This window comes from Brachybacterium sp. EE-P12, assembly GCF_003711805.1.
Lineage (GTDB): Bacteria > Actinomycetota > Actinomycetes > Actinomycetales > Dermabacteraceae > Brachybacterium.
Genome location: NZ_QXCP01000006.1, coordinates 328,457 through 354,688, shown reverse-complemented (window position 1 = coordinate 354,688; position 26,232 = coordinate 328,457). Strand labels below are relative to the sequence as shown.

The 26,232-nt window shown below is 70.9% G+C and carries 25 protein-coding genes; 6 read left to right on the top strand and 19 right to left on the bottom strand.

The genetic code is table 11. From position 1 onward, the window contains the following. Positions 1–7: 7 nt before the first annotated feature. On the bottom strand, positions 8–772 hold the full coding sequence (locus D1648_RS11090) for a methyltransferase domain-containing protein (protein WP_122941713.1): 765 nt from the start codon (positions 770–772) through the stop codon (positions 8–10). Positions 773–853: 81 nt separating this feature from the next. Beyond that, a complete protein-coding gene (locus D1648_RS11085) occupies positions 854–1,780 on the bottom strand; it encodes a LysR family transcriptional regulator (protein ID WP_122941711.1) in 927 nt (308 codons plus the stop codon). Between the two features lie 96 nt (positions 1,781–1,876). Between D1648_RS11085 and D1648_RS11080 the strand changes: the two genes are divergently transcribed. Continuing rightward, complete coding sequence (locus D1648_RS11080; RefSeq protein WP_241155452.1) at positions 1,877–2,962, top strand: DMT family transporter; 1,086 nt, start codon at positions 1,877–1,879, stop codon at positions 2,960–2,962. Between the two features lie 150 nt (positions 2,963–3,112). Here the strand turns inward: D1648_RS11080 and leuA are convergent, their stop codons facing one another. From leuA to D1648_RS11040, 8 genes are all read right to left on the bottom strand, one after another. Further along, positions 3,113–4,933: a 2-isopropylmalate synthase gene (gene leuA / locus D1648_RS11075; RefSeq protein WP_122941709.1), complete on the bottom strand. Its 1,821-nt coding sequence runs from the start codon at positions 4,931–4,933 to the stop codon at positions 3,113–3,115. Between the two features lie 231 nt (positions 4,934–5,164). Continuing rightward, positions 5,165–5,698 (bottom strand): PKD domain-containing protein, encoded by a 534-nt coding sequence (locus tag D1648_RS11070; protein WP_122941707.1) that lies wholly within the window; start codon positions 5,696–5,698, stop codon positions 5,165–5,167. Positions 5,699–6,335: 637 nt separating this feature from the next. Next, positions 6,336–6,980: a DUF6318 family protein gene (locus D1648_RS18395; protein WP_122941705.1), complete on the bottom strand. Its 645-nt coding sequence runs from the start codon at positions 6,978–6,980 to the stop codon at positions 6,336–6,338. Positions 6,981–7,171: 191 nt separating this feature from the next. Continuing rightward, a complete protein-coding gene (gene era, locus D1648_RS11060; protein ID WP_122941702.1) occupies positions 7,172–8,155 on the bottom strand; it encodes a GTPase Era in 984 nt (327 codons plus the stop codon). Further along, positions 8,145–9,488 (bottom strand): hemolysin family protein, encoded by a 1,344-nt coding sequence (locus D1648_RS11055; protein ID WP_122941700.1) that lies wholly within the window; start codon positions 9,486–9,488, stop codon positions 8,145–8,147. The genes era and D1648_RS11055 overlap by 11 nt, the downstream gene beginning before the upstream one ends. 121 nt (positions 9,489–9,609) lie before the next feature. Further along, a complete protein-coding gene (ybeY, locus tag D1648_RS11050) occupies positions 9,610–10,071 on the bottom strand; it encodes an rRNA maturation RNase YbeY (RefSeq protein ID WP_122941698.1) in 462 nt (153 codons plus the stop codon). Next, on the bottom strand, positions 10,068–11,120 hold the full coding sequence (locus D1648_RS11045) for a PhoH family protein (protein ID WP_122941696.1): 1,053 nt from the start codon (positions 11,118–11,120) through the stop codon (positions 10,068–10,070). The genes ybeY and D1648_RS11045 overlap by 4 nt, the downstream gene beginning before the upstream one ends. Continuing rightward, a complete protein-coding gene (locus tag D1648_RS11040) occupies positions 11,117–11,491 on the bottom strand; it encodes an HIT domain-containing protein (protein ID WP_122941694.1) in 375 nt (124 codons plus the stop codon). The genes D1648_RS11045 and D1648_RS11040 overlap by 4 nt, the downstream gene beginning before the upstream one ends. Before the next feature lie 100 nt (positions 11,492–11,591). Here D1648_RS11040 and D1648_RS11035 point away from each other — a divergent pair, with 100 nt between their 5' ends. Then, positions 11,592–12,134 carry an NADPH-dependent FMN reductase gene (locus D1648_RS11035; protein ID WP_122941692.1) on the top strand — a complete coding sequence of 181 codons (543 nt, stop codon included), beginning with the start codon at positions 11,592–11,594 and terminating at the stop codon, positions 12,132–12,134. A 252-nt stretch (positions 12,135–12,386) separates the two neighbouring features. Here the strand turns inward: D1648_RS11035 and D1648_RS11030 are convergent, their stop codons facing one another. The 3 genes from D1648_RS11030 to hrcA form a co-directional block, all read right to left on the bottom strand. Beyond that, positions 12,387–13,175: a 16S rRNA (uracil(1498)-N(3))-methyltransferase gene (locus D1648_RS11030; protein WP_122941690.1), complete on the bottom strand. Its 789-nt coding sequence runs from the start codon at positions 13,173–13,175 to the stop codon at positions 12,387–12,389. Between the two features lie 19 nt (positions 13,176–13,194). Further along, the gene (dnaJ, locus tag D1648_RS11025; protein WP_122941688.1) at positions 13,195–14,316 is read right to left on the bottom strand and encodes a molecular chaperone DnaJ; all 1,122 of its coding nucleotides are present in this window, start codon (positions 14,314–14,316) and stop codon (positions 13,195–13,197) included. Between the two features lie 72 nt (positions 14,317–14,388). Beyond that, positions 14,389–15,390 (bottom strand): heat-inducible transcriptional repressor HrcA, encoded by a 1,002-nt coding sequence (hrcA, locus tag D1648_RS11020; RefSeq protein WP_164518684.1) that lies wholly within the window; start codon positions 15,388–15,390, stop codon positions 14,389–14,391. 126 nt (positions 15,391–15,516) lie between these two features. On the opposite strand from hrcA, the gene D1648_RS11015 reads away from it, so the two are divergent. Both D1648_RS11015 and D1648_RS11010 read left to right on the top strand, forming a co-directional pair. Continuing rightward, on the top strand, positions 15,517–16,413 hold the full coding sequence (locus tag D1648_RS11015; protein WP_164518683.1) for a DUF3097 domain-containing protein: 897 nt from the start codon (positions 15,517–15,519) through the stop codon (positions 16,411–16,413). Between the two features lie 130 nt (positions 16,414–16,543). Next, positions 16,544–17,434 (top strand): DUF4870 domain-containing protein, encoded by an 891-nt coding sequence (locus tag D1648_RS11010; protein ID WP_122941684.1) that lies wholly within the window; start codon positions 16,544–16,546, stop codon positions 17,432–17,434. A gap of 89 nt (positions 17,435–17,523) precedes the next feature. On the opposite strand, the gene hemW is transcribed toward D1648_RS11010, so the two are convergent. The 6 genes from hemW to D1648_RS10980 all read right to left on the bottom strand — a co-directional run bounded on the left by hemW (position 17,524) and on the right by D1648_RS10980 (position 24,893). Then, positions 17,524–18,672: a radical SAM family heme chaperone HemW gene (hemW, locus tag D1648_RS11005; protein ID WP_122941681.1), complete on the bottom strand. Its 1,149-nt coding sequence runs from the start codon at positions 18,670–18,672 to the stop codon at positions 17,524–17,526. A gap of 4 nt (positions 18,673–18,676) precedes the next feature. Next, positions 18,677–19,462, bottom strand: coding sequence for an MOSC domain-containing protein (locus D1648_RS11000; RefSeq protein WP_164518682.1), 786 nt, complete (start codon positions 19,460–19,462; stop codon positions 18,677–18,679). Further along, positions 19,459–21,342: a translation elongation factor 4 gene (gene lepA / locus D1648_RS10995; protein ID WP_122941679.1), complete on the bottom strand. Its 1,884-nt coding sequence runs from the start codon at positions 21,340–21,342 to the stop codon at positions 19,459–19,461. The genes D1648_RS11000 and lepA overlap by 4 nt, the downstream gene beginning before the upstream one ends. Before the next feature lie 124 nt (positions 21,343–21,466). Continuing rightward, a complete protein-coding gene (locus D1648_RS10990; RefSeq protein WP_122941677.1) occupies positions 21,467–22,117 on the bottom strand; it encodes a M23 family metallopeptidase in 651 nt (216 codons plus the stop codon). 222 nt (positions 22,118–22,339) lie between these two features. Then, a complete protein-coding gene (locus D1648_RS10985) occupies positions 22,340–23,257 on the bottom strand; it encodes an alpha-E domain-containing protein (RefSeq protein ID WP_241155450.1) in 918 nt (305 codons plus the stop codon). Then, on the bottom strand, positions 23,244–24,893 hold the full coding sequence (locus D1648_RS10980) for a circularly permuted type 2 ATP-grasp protein (protein ID WP_164518680.1): 1,650 nt from the start codon (positions 24,891–24,893) through the stop codon (positions 23,244–23,246). The genes D1648_RS10985 and D1648_RS10980 overlap by 14 nt, the downstream gene beginning before the upstream one ends. Before the next feature lie 62 nt (positions 24,894–24,955). Here D1648_RS10980 and D1648_RS10975 point away from each other — a divergent pair, with 62 nt between their 5' ends. Further along, positions 24,956–25,588 carry a type II toxin-antitoxin system PemK/MazF family toxin gene (locus tag D1648_RS10975; RefSeq protein ID WP_122941673.1) on the top strand — a complete coding sequence of 211 codons (633 nt, stop codon included), beginning with the start codon at positions 24,956–24,958 and terminating at the stop codon, positions 25,586–25,588. 288 nt (positions 25,589–25,876) lie between these two features. Beyond that, a complete protein-coding gene (gene rpsT / locus D1648_RS10970; protein WP_122941671.1) occupies positions 25,877–26,143 on the top strand; it encodes a 30S ribosomal protein S20 in 267 nt (88 codons plus the stop codon). Positions 26,144–26,232 lie beyond the last annotated feature (89 nt).

Genomic DNA, 26,232 nt, shown 5'->3' with positions numbered 1-26,232 from the left:
ATCCGTCTCAGTGGCGGCGGCCGACGGCGAAGACGCGTCGGAAGGGCAGCACGACCCCGTGCCCGTGTTCGGGATAGGCCTCGCGCAGACGAGCTTTGAACTCCTCCTCGAACTCGGTGCGGAGCGCCTCCGGCAACGCCTGCAGGGTGGGCCGGGCGCCCGTGCCGGAGACCCATTCGAAGACGGGGTCGGGGCCGTGCAGCACGTGGAGATAGACGGTCTCCCACGCGTCGACCTCGAGCCCGGCCCCCTGGAGCGCGCGCAGGTAGGTGGCGGCGTCGTACGAGGCGGGAGAGGCGATGCCCTGCAGGTGCGCGGCATAGGGCTCCTGGTCGGCGAGGTCCCGGCGGATCGTGTGGCTGGGCTCGTCGAAGTTGCCCGGTACCTGCATCGCGAACCACCCGCCGGGGGCGAGCATCCCGGCAAGCCGCGGCATCTCGTCGAGATGTCCGGGCACCCATTGGAGCGCCGCGTTGGTCACGAGCACGTCCACCTCGCCCGGCGGGGTCCAGGTGCGCAGGTCGCCGTGCACGGCGGTGAGTCCCTCGACGAGGTCGGCCCGGGCGATCATCTCCGGGCTCGAGTCCACGGCGAGCACCTCGGCCCCCGGCCAGCGCTCGGCGAGCAGGCGGGTCTGCGTCGCGGGCCCGGCGCCGAGGTCGACGACGAGGCCCGGGCGCTCGGCCCCGATCCGGGCGGTGAGGTCGAGGAACGGCCGAGCTCGTTCGTCGCCGTAGCGCAGATACTGCTCCGGGTTCCAGGTGTGCGTCATCGCGGCCCTTCTCGCTCGGGATATCTTGATCTCAAGATAACAGGCTCGGGACACCCGGACGGCTCGAACGGCTCAGGCAGCTCAGGCTCCCAGCCGTTCGAGGCCGGGGAGGTCGCCGAGGGCCCCGGCCGCCTCGAGCAGCGCCGCACGGAAGGCGAGGAGTGCGGGATGCTCGCGCGCGCCGGCCCGCGCCGCGGTGTAGAGACCTCGATGGGGATCGCCCGGCGGGCGCAGCACGCGGGTGCCGCCGAGGTGCTCGGCCGCGATGAGCCCGGGGACGAAGGCGGCGGCGTGGCCGGAGCGCACCAGGTGCACCTGCAGCAGCGGGTCGGGGGTGTCGAAGCGGACCCACGGCTCGATCCCTGCCGTGCGCAGGTAGGTTCGCTCCCAGGCGCCGGTGCGGGTGCCCTCGGGATCGAGGGCCCAGGGCATCTCGGCGAGGTCGCGGAGGCTCTGCGCATCGGCTGCGGCGCCGTGGTCGGGGACGACGAGGAGCAGGGGGTCCCGCAGCAGGCGCTCGCGGTCGGTACCGCGCCGCACCACCTGCTGCCCGCCCGGGTACTCCTCGCCGAGGATCACGTCGAAGCGGTGGGACAGCAGCCCGTCATAGGCCTCGTCGACCTCTCGTTGGGCGATCTCGATCCGCAGATCGGGATGGCGCTGCTCGAGGACGCTGACCGCGACCGGGGCCAGGGCGATGAGCGGGGTCTGGAAGGACGCGATGCGCAGCACGCCCCCGGCCTCGCCCTGGGCGGTGACGAGCTCCGCCTCGGCGGACTCCATCAGGCCGAGCATCTCCTCGGCGCGTCGGGCCAGGCGCACACCGGCGTCGGTGAGGACGACGCGCCTGCCTGACTGCTCGAACAGGGTGACATCGGCCTCCCTCTCCAGCTGGGAGAGCTGCTGGGAGACTGCCGACGGCGACATCGAGTGCTCCCTCGCGATCGCGGACATCGTCTCCAGCCTGCGCAGTTCTCGCAGCAGGAACAGCCGGTGCAGGTTCAGCATGCGCACCCCCCCCCCCCTGATTGTTCGACTCTGCTTCACGGTACACGTCGTGAACCATCGCTGGACCCGGCGGGATTCGAAGGGCACAGTGGAGGCGTGACCTCCTCTCCCACCTCCGCCCCCACGACGTCGCAGAGCGTCTCCTCCGCCCCGGGCGCCTCGGGCGGGGTGCCGCTGACACCGATCATGTTCATCCTCGCCTCCTGCTGTTCGCTCCAGTTCGGGGCGGCGCTGGCCACGCATCTGTTCCCCGCGATCGGCTCCTGGGGCACGACGTCGCTGCGGCTCGGTCTCGCGGCGCTCGTGCTGCTGCTGATCGTGCGCCCGAAGCCGCACCTCTTCACGCGCCAGCAGTGGCTCGCCGTGATCGCCTTCGGCGTGGTGGTCGGCGGGATGAACGGAGCGTTCTATGCCGCGATCGAGCGGATCCCCCTGGGCACGGCGGTGGCGATCGAGTTCCTGGGCCCGCTCGCGGTCGCAGCGCTGCTGTCCACGCGGCGCACCGACCTGCTGTGGGTGGTGCTCGCGCTGGCGGGGGTGAGCCTGTTCGGGCTCGAGTCGCTCACCGGTGCAGCGGCGCTCGATCTGCTGGGCGTCGTCTTCGCCCTGGTCGCAGCCGTGTTCTGGGGGCTGTACGTGCTCACCAGTGCCCGGGTGGGGCGCCTCGTGCCGGGACAGGACGGCCTGGCGGTCGCAATGCTGATCGGCGCTCTGGCGGTCCTGCCCCTCGGGGCGCCCGGTGCGGTGGTGGGGCTCACCGACCCGAAGCTCCTGCTGCTCGCGCTGGGCACGGCAGTGCTCGCCTCGGTGCTGCCGTACACGCTCGAGCTCTCGGCCCTGCGCCGCCTGCCGCGGCACGTCTTCGGGATCATGCTGAGCCTCGAGCCCGTGGTCGCGCTGCTCGCCGGCGTGCTGCTGCTGAACCAGGGCATCACTCCCCTGCGCGTGACCGCGGCGGTGCTGGTCGTCGTCGCGAGCGCCGGAGTCACCCTCACGGCCCGGTCCCGGCCGGAGGAGGAGCCACAGCCGGTGGACGAGGTGCCGGGCTGGGACCTGCCCACGCCCACCCACGCGACGCTCACCGGCGAGATGCCTGTGCTCACCGAGGAGGACCTGCGCGGCGAGGACGCTCCGAGCGAACGCGCCGCCGACCCTCGCTCGCCGGACACGGCCACGGGCTGAACCGCCCACGTCAGCGACGCCGGAGCAGGACCTGACACGCCCCGACCCGAAGCTCCTCGACGAGCTGTTCCACGTTTCTGGAACGTCTCGTCGAGGAGCTCCGCACTCAGGCCGCTGGCCCGAGCCTGGCCCGACCGGGACGGTCCGAGCTCAGGCGCGGGAGCGGGCGTCGCGATTCAGCGCCGAGGTGATCGCCTCGAGGGAGGCGCGGGTGATCGACCCGTCGATGCCGACACCCCAGAAGATCCGGTCGTTGATCTCGCACTCGATGTAGGACGCGGCCAGGGAGTCGTCGCCCTCGGTGAGGGCGTGCTCGGCGTAGTCGAGGATCCTCACGTCGATCTTGCGCTCGGCCAGCGCCTTGACGAAGCCGTCCAGCGGGCCGTTGCCGATCCCGGTGATCTCGTGCTCCTCGCCGTCGACGACGAGGGTGACGGTGATGCGGTCGGCGCCGTCTCCGGCGGACTCCTGCCGCACGTCGCGGAAGCTGAATCGGCCCCAGCGGCGGGACTCGTCACGGGCGGGCAGGTACTCGTCGGTGAACGCGTCCCACAGCGCCTCGGGACTGACCTCGCCGCCATCGGAGTCGGTCTTCTGCTGCACGATGCCGGAGAACTCGATCTGCAGACGGCGCGGCAGGTCCAGGCCGTGCTCGGTGCGGAGCAGGTAGGCCATGCCGCCCTTGCCGGACTGGGAGTTCACACGGATCACGGCCTCGTAGGAGCGGCCGAGGTCCTTGGGGTCCACGGGCAGGTAGGGCACGCGCCAGACCATGTCGTCGACCGCCTTGCCGGCCTTCTCCGCGTCGACCTCCATGCGCTCGAGGCCCTTCTTGATGGCGTCCTGATGGGAGCCGGAGAAGGCGGTGAAGACCAGGTCGCCGCCGTAGGGGCTGCGCTCGGGGACGGGCATCTGATTGCAGTGCTCGACGGTGCGGCGCACCTCGTCGAGGTCGGAGAAGTCGATCTGCGGGTCGATGCCCTGGCTGAAGAGGTTCAGCCCCAGGGTCACGAGGTCGACGTTGCCGGTGCGCTCGCCGTTGCCGAACAGGCAGCCCTCGATGCGGTCGGCCCCGGCGAGGTAGCCGAGCTCCGCGGCGGCGACGCCGGTGCCGCGGTCATTGTGCGGGTGCAGGGACAGCACGATGGAGTCGCGGCGGTCGAGGTGGCGGTGCATCCACTCGATCGAGTCGGCGTAGACGTTGGGGGTGGCCATCTCCACGGTCGCCGGCAGGTTGATGATCATCTTGTCCTGCGGGGTGGGCTTGATGATGTCGATGACGGCATTGCAGACGCGCAGGGCGTACTCGAGCTCGGTGCCGGTGTAGGACTCCGGGGAGTACTGGTAGGTGACGTCCGTGTCCGGGATCGTCTCCTCGTACTTCTTGCACAGCAGCGCGCCCTGCACGGCGATGTCGAGCACGGCGTCCTCGTCGGCGCGGAAGACGACGTCGCGCTGGACGACCGAGGTGGAGTTGTACAGGTGCACCACCGCGCGCTTCGCGCCGGAGATCGCCTGGTAGGTGCGCTCGATGAGGTGCTCGCGGGACTGGGTGAGGACCTGGATGGAGACGTCCTCGGGGATGCGGTCCTCCTCGATGAGAGTGCGCACGAAGTCGTAATCCGTCTTCGACGCCGACGGGAAGCCGACCTCGATCTCCTTGTACCCCATGTTCACCAGGAGCTCGAACATGCGCAGCTTGCGCTCGGAGTTCATGGGGTCGATGAGCGCCTGGTTGCCGTCACGCAAGTCGACCGCGCACCAGCGGGGGGCGCGCGCGATCCGGCGGGAGGGCCAGGTGCGGTCGGGGAGCTCGACCTGGATCTGCTCATGGAAGGGCAGGTACTTGTGGATCGGCATGCCCGAGGGCTGCTGGGCGGCGTCTCCTGAGGAGCCGACGACGGGGGTCGACGGGTCGGCCTCGGCCGCGACGGGCGCGGTGACGGAGGTGCTGGTCGTGGAGTCAGTCATGTCAGGTCCTTCTCGCTGGGGTTGCCGGTCGCCGGACAGCACGTCAGCCGCGACAGGTTCCCGGCGGTTCAGGACCCGTCGCGGCGACTAAGCAGGAGCAGCGATCCACGCACGTCCGTCACGTTAGCACCGTCACCTCCGCTGCTCGGCCAGGATCACGATGCGAACGCGTGCCGATGGGCCCCCTGGTCATCGCAACCATCGCGGCTGGGCTCTCGGGTCCTTCCGGGATCAGATCTCGCGGTTCCGCGCCTCGGGGTCCTGGGGCCCCTCGGTGTCTGCGGTGCGCTCCGGCACGATGGGGTCCTCGTCCTCGTCGAGCGGGACGTCGGGGTTCACCAGGCGCGATTCGAGGGACTTCGAGTACAGGGCGATCGGCTCGGACTCGACCTCGATCGTCCCGTCGATGTCCTCCCACTCCCCGCCGTCGACGGAGAACTGCCCGGCGAACGTCGTGGTCAGCGTGACGTCGTACCAGCCCTCCCCCGAATACGTCGCCGACACCTCCTCCGACGGGTACGGCTTGCCCGGCTTCGAGGTGGTGATCGTGTTTCCGTCCCCGAGATCCCAGTGATACGACGTCGGGATCGCCCTCACCGCCACCGGCGTGTCCAAGAGCTCCGTCTCGAGCGTCTGGACCTCTGACTCCGCATGCAGCACGTTCACCATCCCGGTCGGCAACCAGCCACGCTCAGGCCCCGCGCTCGCCACCGACGGCTCCACCGGCAGCTTCGCGAAGTCGCTCCGCGTCACCACGATCACCACGGGCTCAGGCTCCTCGATCTCGCCACCCGCGGCCGCACCGGCTGCTGGCGTTCGAGGAGTCGGAGTCGACGGCACCTGGCAGGTATACCCGTTGCTCGAATCTTCACCCGACTCCGTATCCCGCGTGATCGACTCGTATGTCACCGAACCTTCCGCTCGCGGCCCTGAGGAGCGAGGAGACGCATAAGGCACATCGTTGATCATCTCGTAATCCGGAGCAGCCACACAGGTGTTACGCGACGCCATGCATGTGTTTCCGTGACAGTTAAACTCACCATGATCCGGCTTACGTACTAGGCGAGTGATGAAGTCAGGCACCACAGGAGACGCACCCTCAACGTCGGCGGAACTAGACGCACCTTCAGGTTCCGACCCAATATTGTCAGGCGTTGCGTTTTTGTTGCCATTTTGTGAGGCTTTCTTGTATTCAGACTGCCCTAACAAAAACCCGTCATCAGTAGCCGTCCCTCGACGGCCGTCGCCAGCGTCCGCCGGGCCGTGGCCGCCTCCACCCTCCGACGACCCATCACTAGTTTCAGACTCTTCCGCGAATGCAGGTGTAGGCGCGCCTGCAGCAAATGCGAACGCCGCAAGCAGTGCAACCAAACAAGCAATCAGACGAATACGCCGACGGCCCTCACGATTCGAAAGCATCGGAACCCCATTCCCCCTGAAGCCCTTCAACGACCCACCCCTCGGCGCCCCAAACCATTCCACCTGTAGTTACATACTCTGTCTCGCCAACACTCTTCATTCCCCCATCCTCAAAGTTGGGCTCCGAGTGCTCAGAGAGGACGAAGTGGTAACTCACTTCCTGATCATAGACTTCCCCTTTAAAGGCCTGAAGAAAGTCGTCACCCACCGAAAGGTCTCCCCAATACTTTCCTTCCGCCTGAAGTATTGGCAAGTCGCTATTGAGGTCTCTACAGCCCCCGCATTGCGACCCTTCGAGTGCACGCAGCGTTTCATCATCCCCGGTCTGATGCGCCCACATCGAGACCGCAACGTAGTACCGGAACGCCTGCTCGGCACCCTCCGGCGTGTTCTCGTCCATCCCGGGATAGTCCGCAGGGTCCGGCGCAGGCACATCCGGCGCAGCATTCGGCGAGGCCTCGTCTCCCCCGCCATCGCTGGGCCCGGAGTCCCCTCCGCCATCGCTGGGGCCGCTGATGTCGATCTTCGGCGGTGGTGTGGTGACCGGGCCCTCCCCTCCCTCGCCGCAGGCGGCGAGACCGAGGAGGAGAGTGCAGGCTGCGGCGGCGCTGAGGAGGCGTCGGGGCATGGGGTGGTGCCTTCCGAGGGGTGGGACGGATCACCCCACCGTAGCCAGGCACACACGTGCGCCGCCATCGGATGCCGGTTTTGTGGACAACTCCGTCCGCTCGGGTCCACCCGCTCCGTCGGCGCCGCGGCGTCGCGCCGTCACGCCGCACCCCGAGAACAGACCCAGCCTGTTGTACCGCCCCCGCCGGATCAGAATCCCAGACGGCCCAGCTGCTTCGGGTCCCGCTGCCACTCCTTGGCGACCTTCACCCGAAGGTCGAGGTGCACCTTGCGGCCCAGCAGCGCGTTGATCTCGCGCCGCGCCCGGGACCCGACCTCCTTGAGCCGAGAGCCTCCGCGGCCGATGATGATGCCCTTCTGGCTGTCGCGCTCGACGAACAGGGTGGCCCGCACCACGAGGCGTCCCGTGCCGGGCTCGACCTCGGTGAACGCGTCGCCGTCGGGGTCGACCTCGACGACTTCCTCGACCACGACCGCGATCGAGTGAGGAAGCTCGTCACGCACTCCCTCCAGCGCCGCCTCACGGATCAGCTCGGAGATGCGGTCGTCGCGGGACTCCTCGGTGAGCTGGTCGTCGGGGTAGAGCTGGGGTCCCTCGGGCAGCTGGGCGGAGATGACATCCATGAGCACGTCGATCTGCTCGCCCTTGACGGCGGAGATCGGCACGATCTCGTCGAAGTCCATGAGCTGGTCGACGCTCATCAGGTGCTCCGCGAGCGCATCGCGCCCCACGAGGTCGATCTTCGTGACGATCGCCACGACGCGCGGCCCGCGCCGCCCGGTGCGCATCTCGACCAGGTCCTCGGCGACGAACCGGTCGCCGGGGCCGATCTTCTGGTCGGCGGGGAGGCAGAAGCCCACCACGTCGACCTCGCCGAGAGTCTCGCGCACCAGGTCGTTCAGCCTCTCCCCGAGCAGGGTGCGGGGCCGGTGCACGCCCGGGGTGTCCACGAGGATGAGCTGGGAATCCTCGCGGGTGACGATGCCGCGGATCGCGCGTCGGGTCGTCTGCGGCTTGGTCGAGGTGATCGCGACCTTCTCGCCGACGAGCGCGTTCGTGAGGGTGGACTTGCCGACGTTCGGTCGGCCGACGAGCGCGACGAAGCCCGACCGGTGCACGACCTGTCCGGGCTTGTTCTCGTCGGTGCCGGTGTGCGGTGTCTCAGCGCTCATGGGGGTCCTCCTGGTCTTTGTCGGGGCTCTCGTCGTGCGTGCTCGTCCTGCTGACGATCACGGTGGAGAGCCTCTTGCGCCGTCCGGCGGTGCGGTCGGCCTCGAGGTTGAGTCCGTGGGCGCTGGCGGTGCTGCCGGGGATCGGCACCCGTCCGGTGGTCTTGGCGAGCAGTCCCCCGACGGAGTCGATGTCGTCGTCGTCGATGTCGAGATCGAACAGCTCGCCCACCTCGGACAGGCTCGCCCGGGCGGGGACGCGGTAGCGGCCCTCGCCGAGGTCCTCGATCTCCGGCTCGCGGCGGTCGTGCTCGTCGGCGATCTCGCCGACGATCTCCTCGAGGACGTCCTCGATGGTCACGATGCCGGCCACTCCCCCGTACTCGTCCACGAGCACGGTGATGTGCACGTGGCTGGTCTGCATCTGGCGCAGCACCTCGTCGGCCGCGACGAACTCCGGGGCGAAGCGTGCCGGGCGCATGACCTCGCGGACGGGACGCTCGGGGCGGGGGTCCCAGGGTGAGTGGATGGCGCGCATGACGTCCTTGACGTACAGCATGCCTCGCAGGTCGTCGACGTTCTCCCCGATCACGGGGATCCGCGAGTAGCCGGAGCGGACGAACAGGCGCATCGCCTTCTCGGCGCTCGAGTCCACGGTGATCGTGACCATGTCGGGGCGCGGCACCATCAGCTCGCGCACCATCGTGCCGCGCAGGTCGAAGACGCCCTGGATCATGTCGCGCTCCCCGTCGCGGACGTGCTCGTCCTCGAGGGCGCGGTCCACGTTGCGGCGGGCCTTCTCGGCCCGCTCCTCCGGATCCTCCTGGCTGCCGGCCCGGGAGGCGAGGGACGCGCCGAGGTTCGCCAGCGCGCCGGCGGGCAGCCACAGCGCCCAGCGCATCACCGCGACCAGGCCGCGAGCGGAGATCAGCACCGACTCGGCACGTCGACGGCCGATGGTGCGCGGGGAGATCGCGAGCATCACCAGCGCCATGAACCCGGCGATCAGGAGGGTGGCCAGCAGCGGCAGCGCCCATCCCTCGCCGGGCCGCAGCTCGGCGTGCGCGGAGAAGCAGATCGCGGCGATCGCCGTGACCATGACCGTCTCGCCGAGCACGCGGCCGAGCGAGACCGAGGCGAGCGTGCGTCCGGCGTCGGCGTGCTGGTGCAGGATGCGTTCCCGCACCGCCGCGGGCCGCTCGGCGGTCGCCTTCTCCAGGGTGTGGCGGCTGACGGCGAGCTGGGCGGCGTCGACAGCGGTGAGCACGGCGGAGACGATCCCGCCGGCGAGGGCCAGCGGGACGAGCAGGATCAGGGCGAGGCCGAGCGCGCTCACGGGCGACCCCTCGGAGGAACGGTCGCGGGACCGGAGGTGGGGACCGCACCGCGCGGGGCCGATGGGAGGGACGGCGCGGCGCGGTGCTCGGGAGGTTGGTCAGGCTGGGTCATCGCGACGGTCAGGTGCTCGGTCGCGAGGCGAGGAAGGTGAGCAGGAGCTTGCGCTGGAGATCGAACATCTCAGTGCGCTCATCCTCCTCCATGTGGTCGTAGCCCAGCAGGTGGAGAATCGAGTGGACGGTCAGCAGGAGCATCTCCTCGACGGCGCTGTGGCCGGACTCGGCGGCCTGCTTCGCGGCGACGCTCGGGCAGACGACCACGTCGCCGAGCAGCCCCTCGGGGGCAGGGTGCTCGGGGCTGCCGGGGGTGAGCTCGTCCATCGGGAAGCTCATCACGTCGGTCGGGCCGGGCAGGTCCAGCCACTGCACGTGCAGCTTCTCCATCGCCTCCTCGTCCACGAAGATGATCGACATCTCGGTGGCGGGGTGGAGGTGCATCGCCTCGAAGACGAAGCGGCTGAGCTCGACGAACTCGCGCTCGTCGACGACGGCGGTGGTCTCGTTGCGGATCTCGATGGTCATGCGCGGTTCCCCTTGGTGGTGCGATGGCGGGCGTCGCGGTTGCCGCCGGGTCCGATCTCCCAGCGCCCGTAGGCCTCGACGATGTCGCTGACCAGGCGGTGGCGGACGACGTCGCGGGAGGAGAGGCGGCAGAAGGAGATGTCGTCGATGCCGGACAGGACGTTCTCCACCACGCGCAGCCCGCTCTGGTTCCCGCCGGGCAGGTCCACCTGGGTGACGTCGCCGGTGACCACCATGGTGGAGTTGAAGCCCAGGCGGGTGAGGAACATCTTCATCTGCTCGGGCGTGGTGTTCTGCGCCTCGTCGAGGATGATGAAGGCGTCGTTGAGGGTGCGGCCGCGCATGTACGCCAGCGGCGCGACCTCGATCGTGCCGGCCCCCATGAGCCGCGGGATCGACTCGGGGTCGAGCATGTCGTGCAGCGCGTCGTAGAGGGGCCGCAGATAGGGGTCGATCTTCTCGTTCAGCGAGCCGGGCAGGAAGCCGAGCCGCTCCCCCGCCTCGACGGCCGGGCGGGTGAGGATGATGCGGTTGATCTCCTTGCTCAGGAGCTTCTGCACGGCCATGGCGACGGCGAGGTAGGTCTTGCCGGTTCCGGCCGGGCCGATGCCGAAGGTGATCGTCGAGGACTCGATCGCCTCGATGTAGCTCTTCTGGCCGACGGTCTTGGGGCGGATGGTGCGCCCGCGGGAGGACAGGATCGTGCGTGAGAGCACCTCCTCGAGCTTGCGGCCGCTCGCCCGCTCGTCGCCGAAGAGGTTCGCGGCGCGCTGGACGGCCTCGGCCGTGACGGGCTGGCCGGTGCCGGCGAGCTCGATGAGGGAGCGCATGATGTGCTCGCCCCGACGCAGCGCGTCCTCGGTGCCGCGCAGGGTCACCTGGTGGCCGCGGACGTGCACGTCCGTGTCCGGGACCGCGTCCTCGAGCGCGGCCAGCGCCTGGTCGTTCTCGCCGAGCACCTGGAAGGGGCTGAGGTGGTCGGGGATCGCGAGCCTGCGCTCGTGGACCTCCGGGGGTCGTCCGGGGGCCGGGCTGAGGGGGTCTGTCACAGTTCTCCTTCTGCGAGCTTCCCGCCCGCGAGGACGTGCGCGTGCACGTGGAAGACGGTCTGTCCGGCGCTGGTGCCGGTGTTGAACACGAGGCGGAACTCGCCGTCGGCCTGCTCGGCGGCGACCTGTGCGGCGACGGTCGCGGTGTGGGCGAGGAGCGCCGGGTCCTCGGCGAGCTGGGTGACGTCGCGGCGGTGCTCGCGGGGGACGACGAGGACGTGGACGGGGGCCTGGGGATGCAGGTCCTTGAAGGCGATCACCTGCTCGTCCTCGTGGACCCGTTCGGAGGGGATCTCCCCGGCGACGATCCTGCAGAAGATGCAGTCGGGATCGTGACGCAGTGTGTCGTGCTCGTTGACGCTCGTACCCATGGACGCGAGTCTACGGGAGCGATGCGCCCCTCCCCGTGCCGGCGATGCATGCCACTCCGGCTTGGGGTTCACCCGAGAGATATGAGAACTTTTAAGCACTATGACGAAGCTCGGAATCCTCCTCAGCAGTGCCCGCCCGAACCGTGTCGGCGAGAAGGTGGCCCGGTGGGTCTCCGCCGCCGCCGACGACCGCTTCGATATCGACCTCATCGACCTGCGCGAGGTCGCCCTGCCCTCCTTCGACGAGCCCACCTCCCCGAAGTCCGGGGCGGAGAAGACCACTGATCACGGCCGCAGCTGGGCCGAGCGGATCGATGCGCTCGACGCGATCGTGATCCTCACCCCGCAGTACAACGGCTCCTATCCCGGCGCTCTGAAGAACGCGATCGACTTCCTCTACGGCGAGTGGGAGAACCTGCCCACCGTCCTGGTCGGCTACGGCTGGAACGCGGCGAACGAGGTGCTGCCGCTGCTGGAGACGCTGATGGGTCGCGTGGGTGCCGACGTGCTCGGCACCGTCGGCCTCGGCTTCCGCGAGGATCTCTCCGTCGAGGGCGAGCTGTTCGTCTCCGAGGAGAAGAACGCCGCGCTCGAGACGGCGCTGGCCGCGGTGGAGTCGAAGGTGCTCGCCCCGGTCGGCTGAGCGGGACTCCCCGGACACTCCCACCGAGCACACTGATATCTGGCTGCACCGCCGGAGATCGGTGTTCTCGCGTTCAGCGCGCGCGTACCGCCGGACACGCCGATGGGTGCTCGACGAGTACACGGGAATCTGGCCTGGGCGCCGGAGAACGGTGCATTCGTCGTATCGGGCACGGCGTGTCCGGCCCCTGGGCCGCGGCGCGTCGAGGTCGGGAAGCGCGGGAGCGGGTCGAGGAGGAGCGAGCGGCCGTGTTCAGCCCCAGCGGCCGACGAGCGCGCTGAGCACCGCGAGGGCTGCGGGGCCGGCGGTGGAGGAGCGCAGCACCTCGGGGCCCAGCAGCACGGTACGGGCACCGACCTCGCGCAGCGCCTCCAGCTCGGCCGGATCGATCCCACCCTCGGGGCCGACCACCACCACGATCTCCTCGATCCCGGACTCGCTCGCGCCGCGCAGCTCAGCGGCGATGCTCATCAGGCCGACGGACTCCTGCTCGTCCAGCACCAGCACGAGCGCCCCGTCCGCGGCGCGAGCGCGCAGGTCCTCGACGAGCCCGGCCGTGGTCACGGGCGCATCGACCTCCGGGATGCCGGGTCGACGACACTGCTTGACGGCGGCGCGGGCGGTGCCCTCCCACTTCGCGCGGCCCTTGACGAGCTTCTCCCCTCGCCACACGGACACGGAGCGCTTCGCGATCCAGGGCACGATCCGGTCCACGCCGAGCTCGGTCGCGGACTCGACGGCCTGCTCGTCGCGGCCTCCGGTGGCGAGGGCCTGGACGAGGGCGAGGCGGGGCAGGCGCTGCACCGCCGGGGACGGGTCCGCGAGGAGCTGCAGGTCCAGCGACTCCTTGCGGGCGGCGGTCACCTCGGCGAGCACCTGCCGGCCAGGGGAGTCGGTGAGCAGCAGCAGCTCCCCCACGCCGATCCGGGCGACCTTCGCGGCGTGACGGCCCTCGTCCCCGGCGAGCGTGACCTGATCACCCTCGCGGGCGGCGGCCAGGGCGTCGTCGAGGATCAGGAATCCGGGCGGGGTGCTGGGCATCGCGGCGGGCGCTCCCGGGTCAGAGGTTCTGGAGGCGCTCGCGGAGCTTCGCGAAGGGGCCGCTGTGGCCCTTTCGCCGGGTGGTCTCGTCGCCGCGGAGGGCCGCGAACTTCTCGAGCAGCTCACGCTCCTCCTCGGAGAGGGAGGTGGGCACGTCCACGTCCAGGACCACGCGGATGTCGCCGCGGCGCTCGCGGCGCAGCGGGGTGACGCCGAGGCCCTTGAGGAGGATCTCCTCGCCCGGCTGGGCGCCGGCGCGGACGTCGAGCTCCTGCTCGCCGTCGAAGGTGTCCAGCGGGATGGTCGCGCCGAGGGCGGCGGTGGTCATGGGCACCGCGATGGTGGTGACGAGGTCGTCCCCGACGCGCTCGAAGATCTCGTGGTCCTTGACCGACAGCTCGACGAAGAGGTCTCCGGAGGGGCCGCCGGCCTCGCCGGTCTCGCCCTCGCCGCGCAGCTGGATGCGGGTGCCGTTCTCGACGCCGGAGGGGATGCGCACGGTGACGCTGCGCTCGGTGGCGGTGCGGCCGTGGCCGGAGCAGGCGGTGCAGGGGCTGTCGATGACGTCGCCGTGGCCCTCGCAGGTGGGGCAGGGCGCCATGGTCACCATCTGGCCGAGCAGGGACTGCTGCACGCGCTGGACGTGGCCGGAGCCGTTGCAGGCCGTGCAGCGCGTGGGGCTGGTCCCGGGCTCGCAGCAGGAGCCGGAGCAGCGCTCGCACAGCACGGCGGTGCGGAAGGTGACCTCCCGCTCGGTGCCGAAGACGACCTCGCGCAGGTCGACCTTCACGCGGCGCAGGACGTCGCCGCCGCGGCGCTGGCGCGGGACGGGGCCCTGGCTGCGGCCGCGCATGCCGGAGGCGCCGGCGAACATGTCGAAGATGTCGTTGAAGTCGAAGCCCCCGCCGCCGCCGGGGAAGCCGCCCATGCCCGGGCCGCCGCCCATGTCGTACTGGCGGCGCTTGTCGGCGTGGGAGAGGGTCTCGTACGCCTGGGAGACCTTCTTGAACTTCTCCGCGGCCTCCGGGTCCGGGTTCACGTCCGGGTGGAGGGTGCGGGCGAGCTTGCGGTACGCCTTCTTGATCTCCTCGGTCGAGGCGTCGCGGGAGACGCCGAGCAGCTCGTAGTAGTCGTCGTTCACAGGCGTGGGTCCTTCACAGGGGATCGGAGGTCGGTGACGGCCGGCGACGGGCGCGTGGGCCCGCCGGCGCGGTCATTCGAGGAATCGGGAGACGTAGCGGGCGATGGCCTGGACCGTCGAGATGCCGGCGGCGTAGTCCATCCGGCTGGGGCCGAGGATCGCCAGATGCGAGCCGGCGCCGTAGCCCGCGCCGACGAGCGCGGCCTGGTGCAGCGCCCGCTCGTGCAGCTCGGAGCCGATGCGCACCTGGACGTCGCCCGGGGAGACGTGCATCTCGGTGAACAGACGCAGCAGCACCAGCTGCTCCTCGAGCACGTCCAGCAGTGGTTCGACGTCGCGGGCGAAGTCCTGGGCGGAGCGGGCGATGTTCGCGGTGCCCGCCATCATGATGCGGTCCTCGGCGCGGGTCGCCGCGAGGGCCGCGAGGGACTCGGCGACCTCGGCGGCGGCGGGCCGCTCGGGCACCGGGAGCGTCTCGAGGAAGTCGGTCAGGGGTGCGGCGAGATCGGTGACCTCGCGCCCCGCGACGGCCCGGTTCAGCTGGTCGCGCAGCACCGCGTAGTACTCGGCGGGGCGGCCGGCGATCACCGGCACGGTGCGCTGGTCCACGCGGCCGGACTCGGTGATCAGCACGACCAGCAGCAGCGAGTCGGCGACCTTCACGAGCTCGACGTGGCGGATGCGGGCCTGCCGCCGGGCCGGGTACTGCACCATTGCGACCTGCTGGGTGAGCTGGGCGAGCAGGCGCACGGTGCGGGCCAGGAGCTCCTCGACGTCGCCCGCGTCCTCGAGCAGGCTGCGGATGGCGCGCTTCTCGGCGGGAGAGAGCGGCTTCACGGTCGCGACGTGGTCGACGAAGGCGCGATAGCCCTTGTCCGTGGGGACGCGGCCGGCGGAGGTGTGGGGCTGGTGGATCAGCCCCTCCTCCTCGAGGACGGACATGTCGTTGCGGACGGTCGCCGCGGAGACGCCCAGCTCGTGACGCTCCAGGAGCGACTTCGAGCCGACGGGCTCGCGGGTGGAGACGTAGTCCTCGACGATGGCTCCGAGGATCTGGAGCTTGCGGTCGTCCATGTCGTTCACCTCCTGCCGCGTGATCGTGTGCCGGGGCCGCCCGGCACCTGGCACTCTCCCATGCCAAGTGCCAATCGTACGCGTCCGCGGCGTGCCCCGCAGGGAGGCGTTCGCCACGGCATTACAGTGTCCGCCGTGTCCACACCGTCTGCTCGCTTCCCCGACCGCTACGGCTCCGACGTGCTCTCCTCCGGCCCGCCCGCCCATCACCGCCGGCGCCCCGTCGCACGGGAGGTCCCCGCACAGCGGGATCTCGTGGTGGAGGAGGCCTCGACCGGTTTCACCGGCGCGGTCACGCGCGTGGAGAAGACGGCCGGGGAGCTGATCGTCGAGCTCGAGGACGGTCGCGGCCGACGCCGCACCTTCCCGCTCGGGCCGGGCTTCATGATCGACGGGAAGCCCGTCGTGCTCACCCGCCCGCAGGCGGCGCAGCAGGCGCCCGTCCGCAAGCGCTCCGCCTCCGGCTCGGTGTACGTCGAGGGGGCGAAGGCGCGCACCGCCCGCGCTTCCCGGATCTGGGTCGAGGGCACCCACGATGCGGAGCTCGTGCAGAAGGTGTGGGGCCACGACCTGCGGATCGAGGGGATCGTCGTCGAGCAGCTCGAGGGCGCCGACAACCTCGCCGAGCGCGTGGCGGAGTTCGGCCCCTCCCCCGGCCGGAGGCTCGGCATCCTCGTCGACCATCTCGTGAAGGGCTCGAAGGAGTCCCGCATCGCCGCCGAGGTGATGGCCCTGCCCGGCGCGCGCGGGAACGTCACCGTGCTCGGCCATCCGTACGTGGACGTGTGGCAGGCCGTCAAGCCCGCCCGCGTCGGCCTGCGGGAGTGGCCGCACATCCCCAAGGGCACGGACATCAAGGTGGGCACGCTCGCTGCGCTCGGCTGGCCCCATCAGGACAAGGCCGACATCGGGTTGGGCTGGAAGCGGATCCTCTCCACGGTGCGCTCCTACGCCGACGTCGAACCGACCCTCTCGGGCCGCATCGAGGAGCTCATCGACTTCGTGACCGTCGAGCAGGGCTGATGCGCCCCGGGGGATATCCCCCGTCGGATCCGGTGGCGGGCCGCGCTGACCACGCCCGATGACCGTCGTTAGGGTGAATCCATCACCCGAGGGGCCGGCCCGGCGTCGGCCCGAGAGGACACGAGGAACCATGAGCCAGACTCCGCACCCGCACGATCCGTTCGGCGCCGCCCCCGGCACGCCCGCCCCGGCCCCGCAGACCGAACAGCCCGAGCAGTCCGCGCCGGCAGTGCCGTCGGAGCAGCCCGAGCAGGCAGAGCATCCCGAGCACACCGCATCCACGACCTCGGAGCTCCTCGACGTCGACGCCCCGGACCCCTATGCGCCCAGCGAGCCGGGCAGTCCCACCTCGGATCCCGCACAGCACCCCTACGACCCCTACGCCGCACCTGCGGGGGCGACGCCGGTCGCTCCCGGCTCGTCGGCGACGCCGCCGCCCCACGGCCGACCTCCGCACGAGCAGCCACCGCATGAGCAGCAGCCCTACGGCCAGCAGCCCGCCGCGCAGCAGCCGTCGGGCTCCCCGCAGCATCCCACCCCGTACCCGGCCCCCCAGGCCCAGACCGTCCCCGGAGGAACCATGCCCCTCTCCCAGCCCCCCGCCCATGTCAAGGGAGTCTTCGACGGCCCGCTGACCGGTCAGCCCACCACCGATTCCGACTCCCGGCTGTGGGCGATGTTCGCGCAGCTCTCGGCGATCGTGGGCTACGTGATCGGTGCCGGCTTCCTCGGCTGGCTCGGGCCGCTGATCATCTTCCTGGTCTACAAGGACCGCGACCGCTTCGTCCGCTACAACGCGGCGGAGTCGCTGAACGCGGCGATCGCGACGGTGATCGCCGAGATCGTGCTCGGCATCGTCTTCGGCATCATCACGATCATCACCTTCGGCATTGGGTCCGTGCTCTTCGTCCTCATCGGCGTGCCGGCGCTGCTGCACATCATCTTCGCCATCATCGGCGCGGTGAAGGCCAACCAGGGCGAGTGGTGGAACTACCCGATCAACATCCGCCTCGTGAAGTGACCCGCCTCGCCGGCTGAGCCCACGAGGCCGCCACCGCGCAGGAGCCCCGGGATCCTCTCGATCCCGGGGCTCCTGCATGTCTGCGGGGCTCAGGGCACGAGGTCACGGATCACCGCGTCGGCCAGCAGCCGGCCCTCACGGGTGAGCACAGCGCGTCCTGCCGTCAGCGCCTCGGGGTCGAGGTGACCGCGGTCGCGGTGGATCGCGAGCATGTCGCGGCGCTCGGCGGGGACCACGTCGACGGAGAGACCGTCGGCGATGCGCAGCTCGAGCATGATCCGCTCGACGAGCCTGTCCTCGGCGGCGACCTGCTCGGAGTCGGCGACGGGCAGCTCGCCGGTGGCGAGCATGCGGGCGTAGCGGCTGGGGTGCTTGACGTTCCAGGCGCGCAGTCCGTCGCGGTGGCGGTGCGCGCCGGGGCCGATCCCCCACCAGTCCCCGCCGCGCCAGTAGGCGAGGTTGTGGCGGGAGCGGTGCTCGGGGGTGCGGGCCCAGTTCGAGACCTCGTACCAGGACAGGCCCGCCGCGGCGGCGAGGTCGTCGACCAGCTCGTACTTGTCGGCCATGTCGTCGGGGTCGGGGGCCTCGAGCTCGCCGCGGCGCAGCTGCCGAGCCATGGCAGTGTTGCCCTCGATGATCAGGGAGTAGGCGGAGAGGTGGTCGACCTCGCAGGCCAGGGCCGCGCGCACGGAGGTCTCGACATCGGCGAGGGTCTCCCCCGGCGTGCCGTAGATCAGGTCCAGGCTCACCTGGAGCCCGGCCTCCTTCGCCCACTGCACCACCTGCGGCACCCGCTCGGGGTCGTGGGTGCGGTCCAGGGTCGCGAGCACCGACGGGACCGCGGACTGCATGCCGATCGAGACGCGTGTGATCCCGCCGTCGGCCAGGCGCGAGAGCGAGGCGCGGGTGACCGAGTCGGGGTTCGCCTCGGTGGTGACCTCGGCGCCGGGGGCGAGCGGGACCAGGGAGCGGAGGTGGTCGAGCATCCGGACCAGGTCGTCGGCGGGCAGCAGCGTCGGCGTGCCGCCGCCGAAGAAGACGGTCGAGATCTCCACGTACTCGTACCCGGCCGCGCGGTCCGCGGCGAGGGTCAGGTCCATCTCCGCCATGGCGTTGTCCGCGTACTCGGCCTGGGACCCGCCGCCGCCGAGCTCGGCGTTGGTGTAGGTGTTGAAGTCGCAGTACCCGCAGCGCACGGCGCAGAAGGGGACGTGGATGTAGGCGGAGAGCGCCGTCATGCGGTCACAGCCCCATGCCGAGCCCGAGCCCTCGGCCGGTGGAGCGCAGCCGGTCCGGGAAGTCCCGCTCCTGGCCGCCGCGGGAGAGGACCCGCAGCGCCGCGCCGGCGAGGCTGTCGTACAGCACGGTGCCGCTCTCCTCGGCCCAGTCCAGCAGCGCGCCGGCCTGCGCGGCGTCCAGGCCGACGAAGGCGTCGGCGATGGTCACGCCGTGCTCGGGACGCTCGAGCACCTCGATCGTGTCCCCGGCGCGCACCTCGCCCTCGACGCGCACGCGGAAGTAGGCGCCGGCTCGTCCCTGCTCGGTGAAGGCGCGGCCCCAGCGCCGGTCCCCCATCCAGGCGGCGAAGGTGCCGCAGGGGTTGCGGGGGCAGGTCGCCTCGAGCTCGGCGCCACCGATCCGCCAGCGCTCCCCGATCACGGCATGGTCGGTGTCCTGGCCGACGGTGACGAGGTTCTCGCCGAAGAACCCGTCGGGCAGCTCGCTGCCGAGCGCGGCGGCGTAAGCCTCGCGCACCTCGCGCGAGTAGGCGTAGACGGCCTTGAAGATCCCCCCGTGGTGCTCGCGATCGCCCTGGACGTCACCGAGCACGCCGTGGGTGAGCAGGGTGACGGGCCCGTCGGCCGGGCGCTTGTCGATGCCGCTCATGAGGGAGCGCTCGCGCACCTCGAAGAGCTGGGCGACGGTGCACACGGCGCCGAGACGTCCCCCTCCCGGCTCGAGCGCGACCTCGAGCGGGTCCAGGCGACGCGGCGCCGACTCGGGCAGGGGACCGGGCGGGGTGCTCACTTCTTCTTCTTCTCGTCCTTCGAGGGCTCGGCGGCGTCGGAGGAGAGCGCGGCGATGAACGCCTCCTGCGGCACCTCGACGGAGCCGATGTTCTTCATGCGCTTCTTGCCCTCCTTCTGCTTCTCCAGCAGCTTGCGCTTGCGGGAGATGTCGCCGCCGTAGCACTTCGAGAGCACGTCCTTGCGCATGGCGCGGATGTTCTCGCGGGCGATGATGCGCGAGCCGATCGCGGCCTGGATCGGGACCTCGAACTGCTGGCGCGGGATGAGGTTCTTGAGCTTGCCGGACATGTCGACGCCGTAGGAGTAGGCCTTGTCGCGGTGGACGATCGCGCTGAACGCGTCGACCGGCTCGCCCTGCAGGAGGATGTCGACCTTGACGAGATCGGCGGTCTGGCTGCCGGAGACGTCGTAGTCGAGGGAGGCGTAGCCGCGGGTCTTCGACTTCAGCTGATCGAAGAAGTCGAAGACGATCTCCGCCAGCGGCAGCGTGTAGCGCAGCTCGACGCGGTCCTCGCTGAGGTAGTCCATGCCGCCGAGGTTCCCGCGCTTGGACTGGCACAGCTCCATGACCGCGCCGATGAACTCGCTGGGAACGAGGATGGTGGCGCGGGCGACGGGCTCGGCGATCGAGTGGACCTTCCCCTCGGGGAAGTCGGAAGGGTTCAGCACCTCGACCTCGGTGCCGTCCTCCATCACCACGTCGTAGACGACGGACGGGGCGGTGGAGATGAGGTCGAGGTCGAACTCGCGCTCGAGCCGCTCGCGGACGATCTCCAGGTGCAGCAGCCCCAGGAAGCCGACGCGGAACCCGAAGCCGAGGGCGGTCGAGGTCTCCGGCTCGTACACGAGAGCCGCGTCGTTGAGCTTGAGCTTGTCCAGGGCGTCGCGCAGGATCGGGTAGTCCGAGCCGTCGATCGGGAACAGGCCGGAGTACACCATCGGCTTGGGGTCGGCGTAGCCCGCCAGCGGCTCCTCGGCCCCGCGCACGGAGGTGGTGATCGTGTCGCCCACCTTGGACTGGCGCACGTCCTTCACGCCGGTGATGAGGTAGCCGACCTCGCCGGGGCCGATCCCCTGGGTGGGGTGCGGCTCCGGGGAGCTCACCCCGATCTCGAGCAGCTCGTGGTGGGCGCCGGTGGACATCATGTCGATCCGGTCGCGGGACCTCAGGAACCCGTCGACCACGCGGACGTAGGTGACCACGCCGCGATAGGTGTCGTAGACGGAGTCGAAGATCATCGCACGGCAGGGCGCCTCGACCTGCCCCTCGGGGGCGGGGAGGGTGCGCACCACGTGGTCGAGCAGCTCGGGCACGCCCACGCCTGTCTTCCCGGAGACGCGCAGCACCTCCTCGGGGTCCACGCCGACGAGCTGGCCGATCTCGGCCGCGTACTTCTCGGGCTCCGCGCCCGGCAGGTCGATCTTGTTCAGCACCGGGATGATGGTGAGGTCGTGCTCCATCGCGAGGTACAGGTTCGCGAGCGTCTGCGCCTCGATGCCCTGGGCGGCGTCGACCAGCAGGATCGCGCCCTCGCAGGCGGCGAGGGAGCGGGAGACCTCGTAGGTGAAGTCCACGTGCCCGGGGGTGTCGATCATGTTCAGGGCGTAGTCCACGCCGTCGACCTGCCAGGGCATGCGCACGGCCTGGCTCTTCACGGTGATGCCGCGCTCGCGCTCGATGTCCATGCGGTCGAGGTACTGGGCGCGCATCGCCCGCTCCTCGACGATGCCGGTGATCTGCAGCATCCGGTCGGCGAGGGTGGACTTGCCGTGGTCGATGTGCGCGATGATGCAGAAGTTGCGCAGCCGCTCCTGGGGCGTCGATGCGGGCTGGATGTCCAGGGCCTCATCGGCAGCGATCCTCGGAGTCACCGGCATTCGTCCTCTCGTCGATGGGAGCCGGGCGCGCGAGCGCACGCCGGGCATCGACCCATGGTCTCACGCATCACGCCGGCGGACCGCCCTCGTCCCGGCACCTCCGGCGGACGTCACACGGCGGCAGTCACTGCACCTGCACCACGGTGCCGTTGCGTGGCAGCCCGCCGGGAAAGGTGAACGCGACCGGCCGGGCGGACCGGGGCTCTGCAGCGGTCATGGCCTGCAGATGCAGATGCGGTTCGGTGCTGTTGCCCGAGTTCCCGCAGCGGGCGATCGGCTCTCCGGGCGTGACCTCCTGACCGCGACGCACGGCGATGCTGCCTCGGCGCAGGTGGCAGAGCACGACGTGGACCGGCTCGTCGCCATGGCGCGCACGCAGGATGACGTGGTTGCCGGCCACCGCCCGCCATCCGGCCACGACCCGGCGCCCCTGGGTCAGCGCGTAGCAGATGGAGGGGACGCCGCGATGAGCGGCATGGTCTGCCTCCCCGTCGTGGACGGTCTCGATGACGCCGCTGGTCGGGCTCAGCACCTCCCGGCCGAAGCCGTGGAACACCTCCGGCGGCTCCGAGCGCAGCAAGGAGCGCGGACGGATCGGGGCGGAGCGCCCACGCTCGTCGACCGGCACCAGATCGAGTGCATGGTCCAGGGCGAAGGCCGAGGTGCCGTGGCTGGGCACTCGGCTCGCCGGGCTGTTCTCCGCCCGCCAGCTCCCGCGCAACGGATACCCGAGCAGCAGCGGCGCTGCCTCTCCCGGCCCGTCCGTCGCGTTCATCGCACGGTCCCGATCCCGGACCCGGGGCCGTCGAACCCCAGGACCCGCTCCCCCATACCGCCCGGACGAAGCAGGTGACCGCGCCGAGGCCGAAGGCCTCCCGACGGGCGCCCGCCCGCAGCCGCGGTCGCGAGGTGGGGCAGGGCGTCGGCGCACAGACCCCCGGCCGTCGTTGCGGTGATCCGGGCTCTCGATCCCATCAGGTCTCCTGTCGTCGCCGGCTCAGCTCGCTGGGTCGAAGTACGTCGTCCCCAGCGCTCTGGTCACTGCTCCCGTGACGCGCTGGAGCTGCTCCATCTCGTCCTCGAAGTCCTCGGTGATGTCCTCGAGCTGGCGGAAGCGCAGGCTCGCGAGCGCCCGGCCGACGATCCGCCGCCCCGGCTCCGCGGTGCCGAGGCGGTCGAAGCTGTTGCCGTGCAGCTTGGCGAGGGTCTCGAGGGCCTCGTCGATCTCGCTGAGGCAGTACGCGGCAGAGCGGGGGAAGATCGAGTCCAGCAGCAGGAACTCGATCGCACGCGCCGCCCTCACCCGGCCGCGGTAGGAGCGGATGTACGCTTCGTGCGCGCTGCACGAGCGCAGCAGCAGCACGGTCGCGGCGTCCGAGGAGTCCTCGAGGTCGTGGGCCTGGAGGTTCCGGGCGAGCATGTCGACGCGTTCGAGCAGCTGTCCGACGCGGAGGAACAGCCAGGCCTCGTCACGGGTCATGGAGGCGTCCAGGAGACCGTCGACCACGGCGCAGCGGTCCTTGGCGAACTGGAAGGCGCCGTGCATGCGGGAGGGCCGCACCCCGCGCGGCATGCCGAGCGTGGTGGTGTTCAGCGACTCCCACACCTCGGTCGAGAGCGCCTCGCGCACCCCGCGGGCGTTCTCCCGCGCGGCCTGCAGGGCGCCGGCGACGGAGGAGGGGCTCTGCCGGTCCGTGACCAGGCGGTCCAGCACCCGCTGGACGGTGAGGTCGGCGGCCGGCACGTCGGTGATCCCGAAGATCCCGTACACCCCGGCGCACGCGCCCGCGGGGTCGAGGGAGGCGTCCTCGGTGATCGACTGCAGGGAGACGCCGAGGATGCGCGCGGTCTGGTCCGCCCGCTCCACGTAGCGGCCGATCCAGAACATCGCGTCGGCGATCCTACTGAGCATCATCGCGCCCCTCCTCCTCGTCGTCGGCCTCGATGATCGGGATGGCGGAGGTGACCGGATCGGGCTCGGAGGCCCGCTCCTCGGTCTCCTCGCCGAGCGGGTCGTCGAACTGGTCGCGGCTGTCGTCGGTGGGGTCCTCGATGCCCTCGTCGATCTCCTCACCCGCTCCGGACGCGGTCCCCGCGGGTGCGGCGGGGCGCGCCGCGGCGAGGACCCAGGTGTCCTTCGAGCCGCCGCCGCGGGAGGAGTTCACGATCATCTCGCCGCGGGGCAGGGCGACCCGGGTGAGCCCGCCGGGCAGCACCCACACGTCCTCGCCGCTGTTCAGGGCGAACGGACGCAGGTCCACGTGGCGGGGCTCGGGCCCGTCCTCGACGAGGGTGGGGATGGTGGAGAGCTGCACGACCGGCTGTGCGATCCAGCCGCGAGGGTCGGCACGCAGCCGCTCGCGCAGGGCGTCGAGCTCGCCCGCGGTCGCCGCGGGGCCGATCACGATGCCCTTGCCGCCGGAGCCGTCCACGGGCTTGACCACGAGCTCCGCGAGCCGGTCGAGCACCTCGGCGAGGGAGTCGGGCTCCTCGAGCCGCCAGGTGTCGACGTTGCGGAGGATCGGCTCCTCGTCGAGGTAGTAGCGCACGAGGTCCGGGACGTAGGTGTAGGTGAGCTTGTCGTCGGCGATGCCGTTGCCGAGGGCGTTGGCGAGCACGACATTGCCGGCGAGCACCGCCCGGACGAGGCCCGGCACGCCGAGCATCGAGTCGGGACGGAACACCTCGGGATCGAGGAAGTCGTCGTCGGTGCGCTTGTAGATCACGTCGACGCGACGCAGCCCGGCGGTGGTGCGCATGTAGATGCGGTCGCCCCGCTCGACGAGATCGGAGGCCTCCACGAGGTCGACGCCCATGGTGCGGGCGAGCAGCGAGTGCTCGAAGTAGGCGCTGTTGTAGCGGCCGGGGGTGAGGACCACGACGGTGGCCTCCTCGCCGGCGGTGTCCGGGGCGGCGGCCTGCAGCGCGGCGAGCAGCCGGCCCGGGTACTCGCCCACGCGGCGCACGGGCCGGTCGGCGAACAGCTCGGGGAAGCCCTGCGCCATGGCGCGGCGGTTGGAGAGCACGTAGCTCACGCCGCTGGGGGTGCGCACGTTGTCCTCGAGCACGCGGAAGCCGCCGTCCCCGTCGCGCACCAGGTCGATGCCGGCCACGTGCAGGCGCACGCCGTTCGCGGGCCGGTAGCCGCGCACCGCATCGACGACATAGCTCGAGGAGGTCACGAGCTCCTCGGGGATCACGCCGTCGGCGATCGCACGCCGGTCGCCGTAGACGTCGTCCAGGAAGGCCTCCAGGGCCTGCACCCGCTGGGCGACGCCCGCGGAGACCTCCGTCCACTCCTCGGCGTCGATCACGCGCGGGATCGCGTCGATCGGGAAGGGACGCTCCTCCCCCGCGTAGTCGAAGGTGATGCCCTGGTCGAGATAGCTGCGGGCGAGTGACTCCGAGCGGGCGCGGAACTCCTCGAGCCCGAGTCCGGCCAGCGCGTCGTGGAGGGCCCGGTAGGTGGGGCGCACGGCCCCCTCGGGCGTGAACATCTCGTCACCGCCCGCTCCCGTCCGGGCGCCGCGGAACAGCGAGGTGTCTGACATGCCTACCATTCTCACACCGTCCAGCATCCTCCCGTGGGCGCTCCGCCCAGGAAGCGAGAACCATGTCGCTGCTCTCCCGGCTGTCCTCGACCGTGCGCTCCCTCGCCCGCGACCCCTCGGTGCGGCGGGGCGTGCGGGGCCTCGGACGCGCCGCGCTGCGCGCCGCCGAGCAGCAGCGCGGCGCCGGGGACCGCGCCGGATCCGGTCAGGCGCCCGACCCTCGAGGGGTCGACAGCCGAGGGGCCGACGGCTCCGCCGCGCTCGCCGACCGCCGCCCGGGCGTCCCACTGCGCCCGAGCTACGACCCGCACGAGGACGACCGCCCCGATCCGGGCGAGATCGTCTGGGCGTGGGTGCATTACGAGGAGGACACCACCCGCGGGAAGGACCGTCCGGTGCTCGTGCTCGCCGAGGAGGACGCGGCCGTCGGCGGCACGGACGGCTCCGGCACCGTGCTGGTCTCGCTCATGCTCACCTCGCGCGATCGCACCGAGGCGGGCGCGACGCGCACCGACGAGCACGGCGCCACCTGGGTGGACATCGGCGCCGGCGACTGGGACCGACAGGGGCGCCCCTCCGAGGTGCGCGCCGACCGGCTGCTGCGCCTGTCCCCCGCAGCGGTGCGCCGGGAGGGGGCGCGGCTGGACCGGGAGCGCTTCGACCGCGTCGTCGCGGCCGTGCGCGCCACGAGCTGAGCGGGAGCGCCCGCGGGGCCGGCGGGAGACACGCCGCACACCTGCACAGGCCTGCACCTGGGCCTCTGCTAGCATCTCTCCTCGTATGTGTGACATACCGTTCGGTGTGCGCAGGGGTGTCCTCCCGAAGTGTCTCAGGGGTTGGGCGGTCCGTGCGACCCGGGCGAGTACCCGTGGCAGCGACTCCGGTGCCGACGTCTCCAGGCGATTCCCCACCGCCGTCCCCGTCGGCTCCGTTCCTCGGCAGTCCGGGATGATCCACCTCAGCAACACTGGAGAAGAGTCTTCGTGGCAAACATCAAGTCCCAGATCAAGCGCAACGCGACGAACGAGAAGGCTCGTCTGCGCAACCGCGCCGTCAAGTCCGAGCTGAAGACCTACGTCCGCAAGGTCAAGGCCGCCGTCTCCACCGGCGACGCCGCCGCCGCGGACGAGGCGCTGAAGTCCGCCTCGCGCAAGCTCGACAAGGCCGTGTCCAAGGGCGTCATCCACAAGAACCAGGCCGCGAACCGCAAGTCCGGTCTCGCCAAGCTGGTCGCGGGCGTCGCCAAGTGATCATCGGCCCCTGAGGGGCCGGCCCTCCGGGGCGCCGGGAGCCCGGTGCGCAGCGATGCGCACCGGGCTTCCTCATGTCCGGGGGAGCT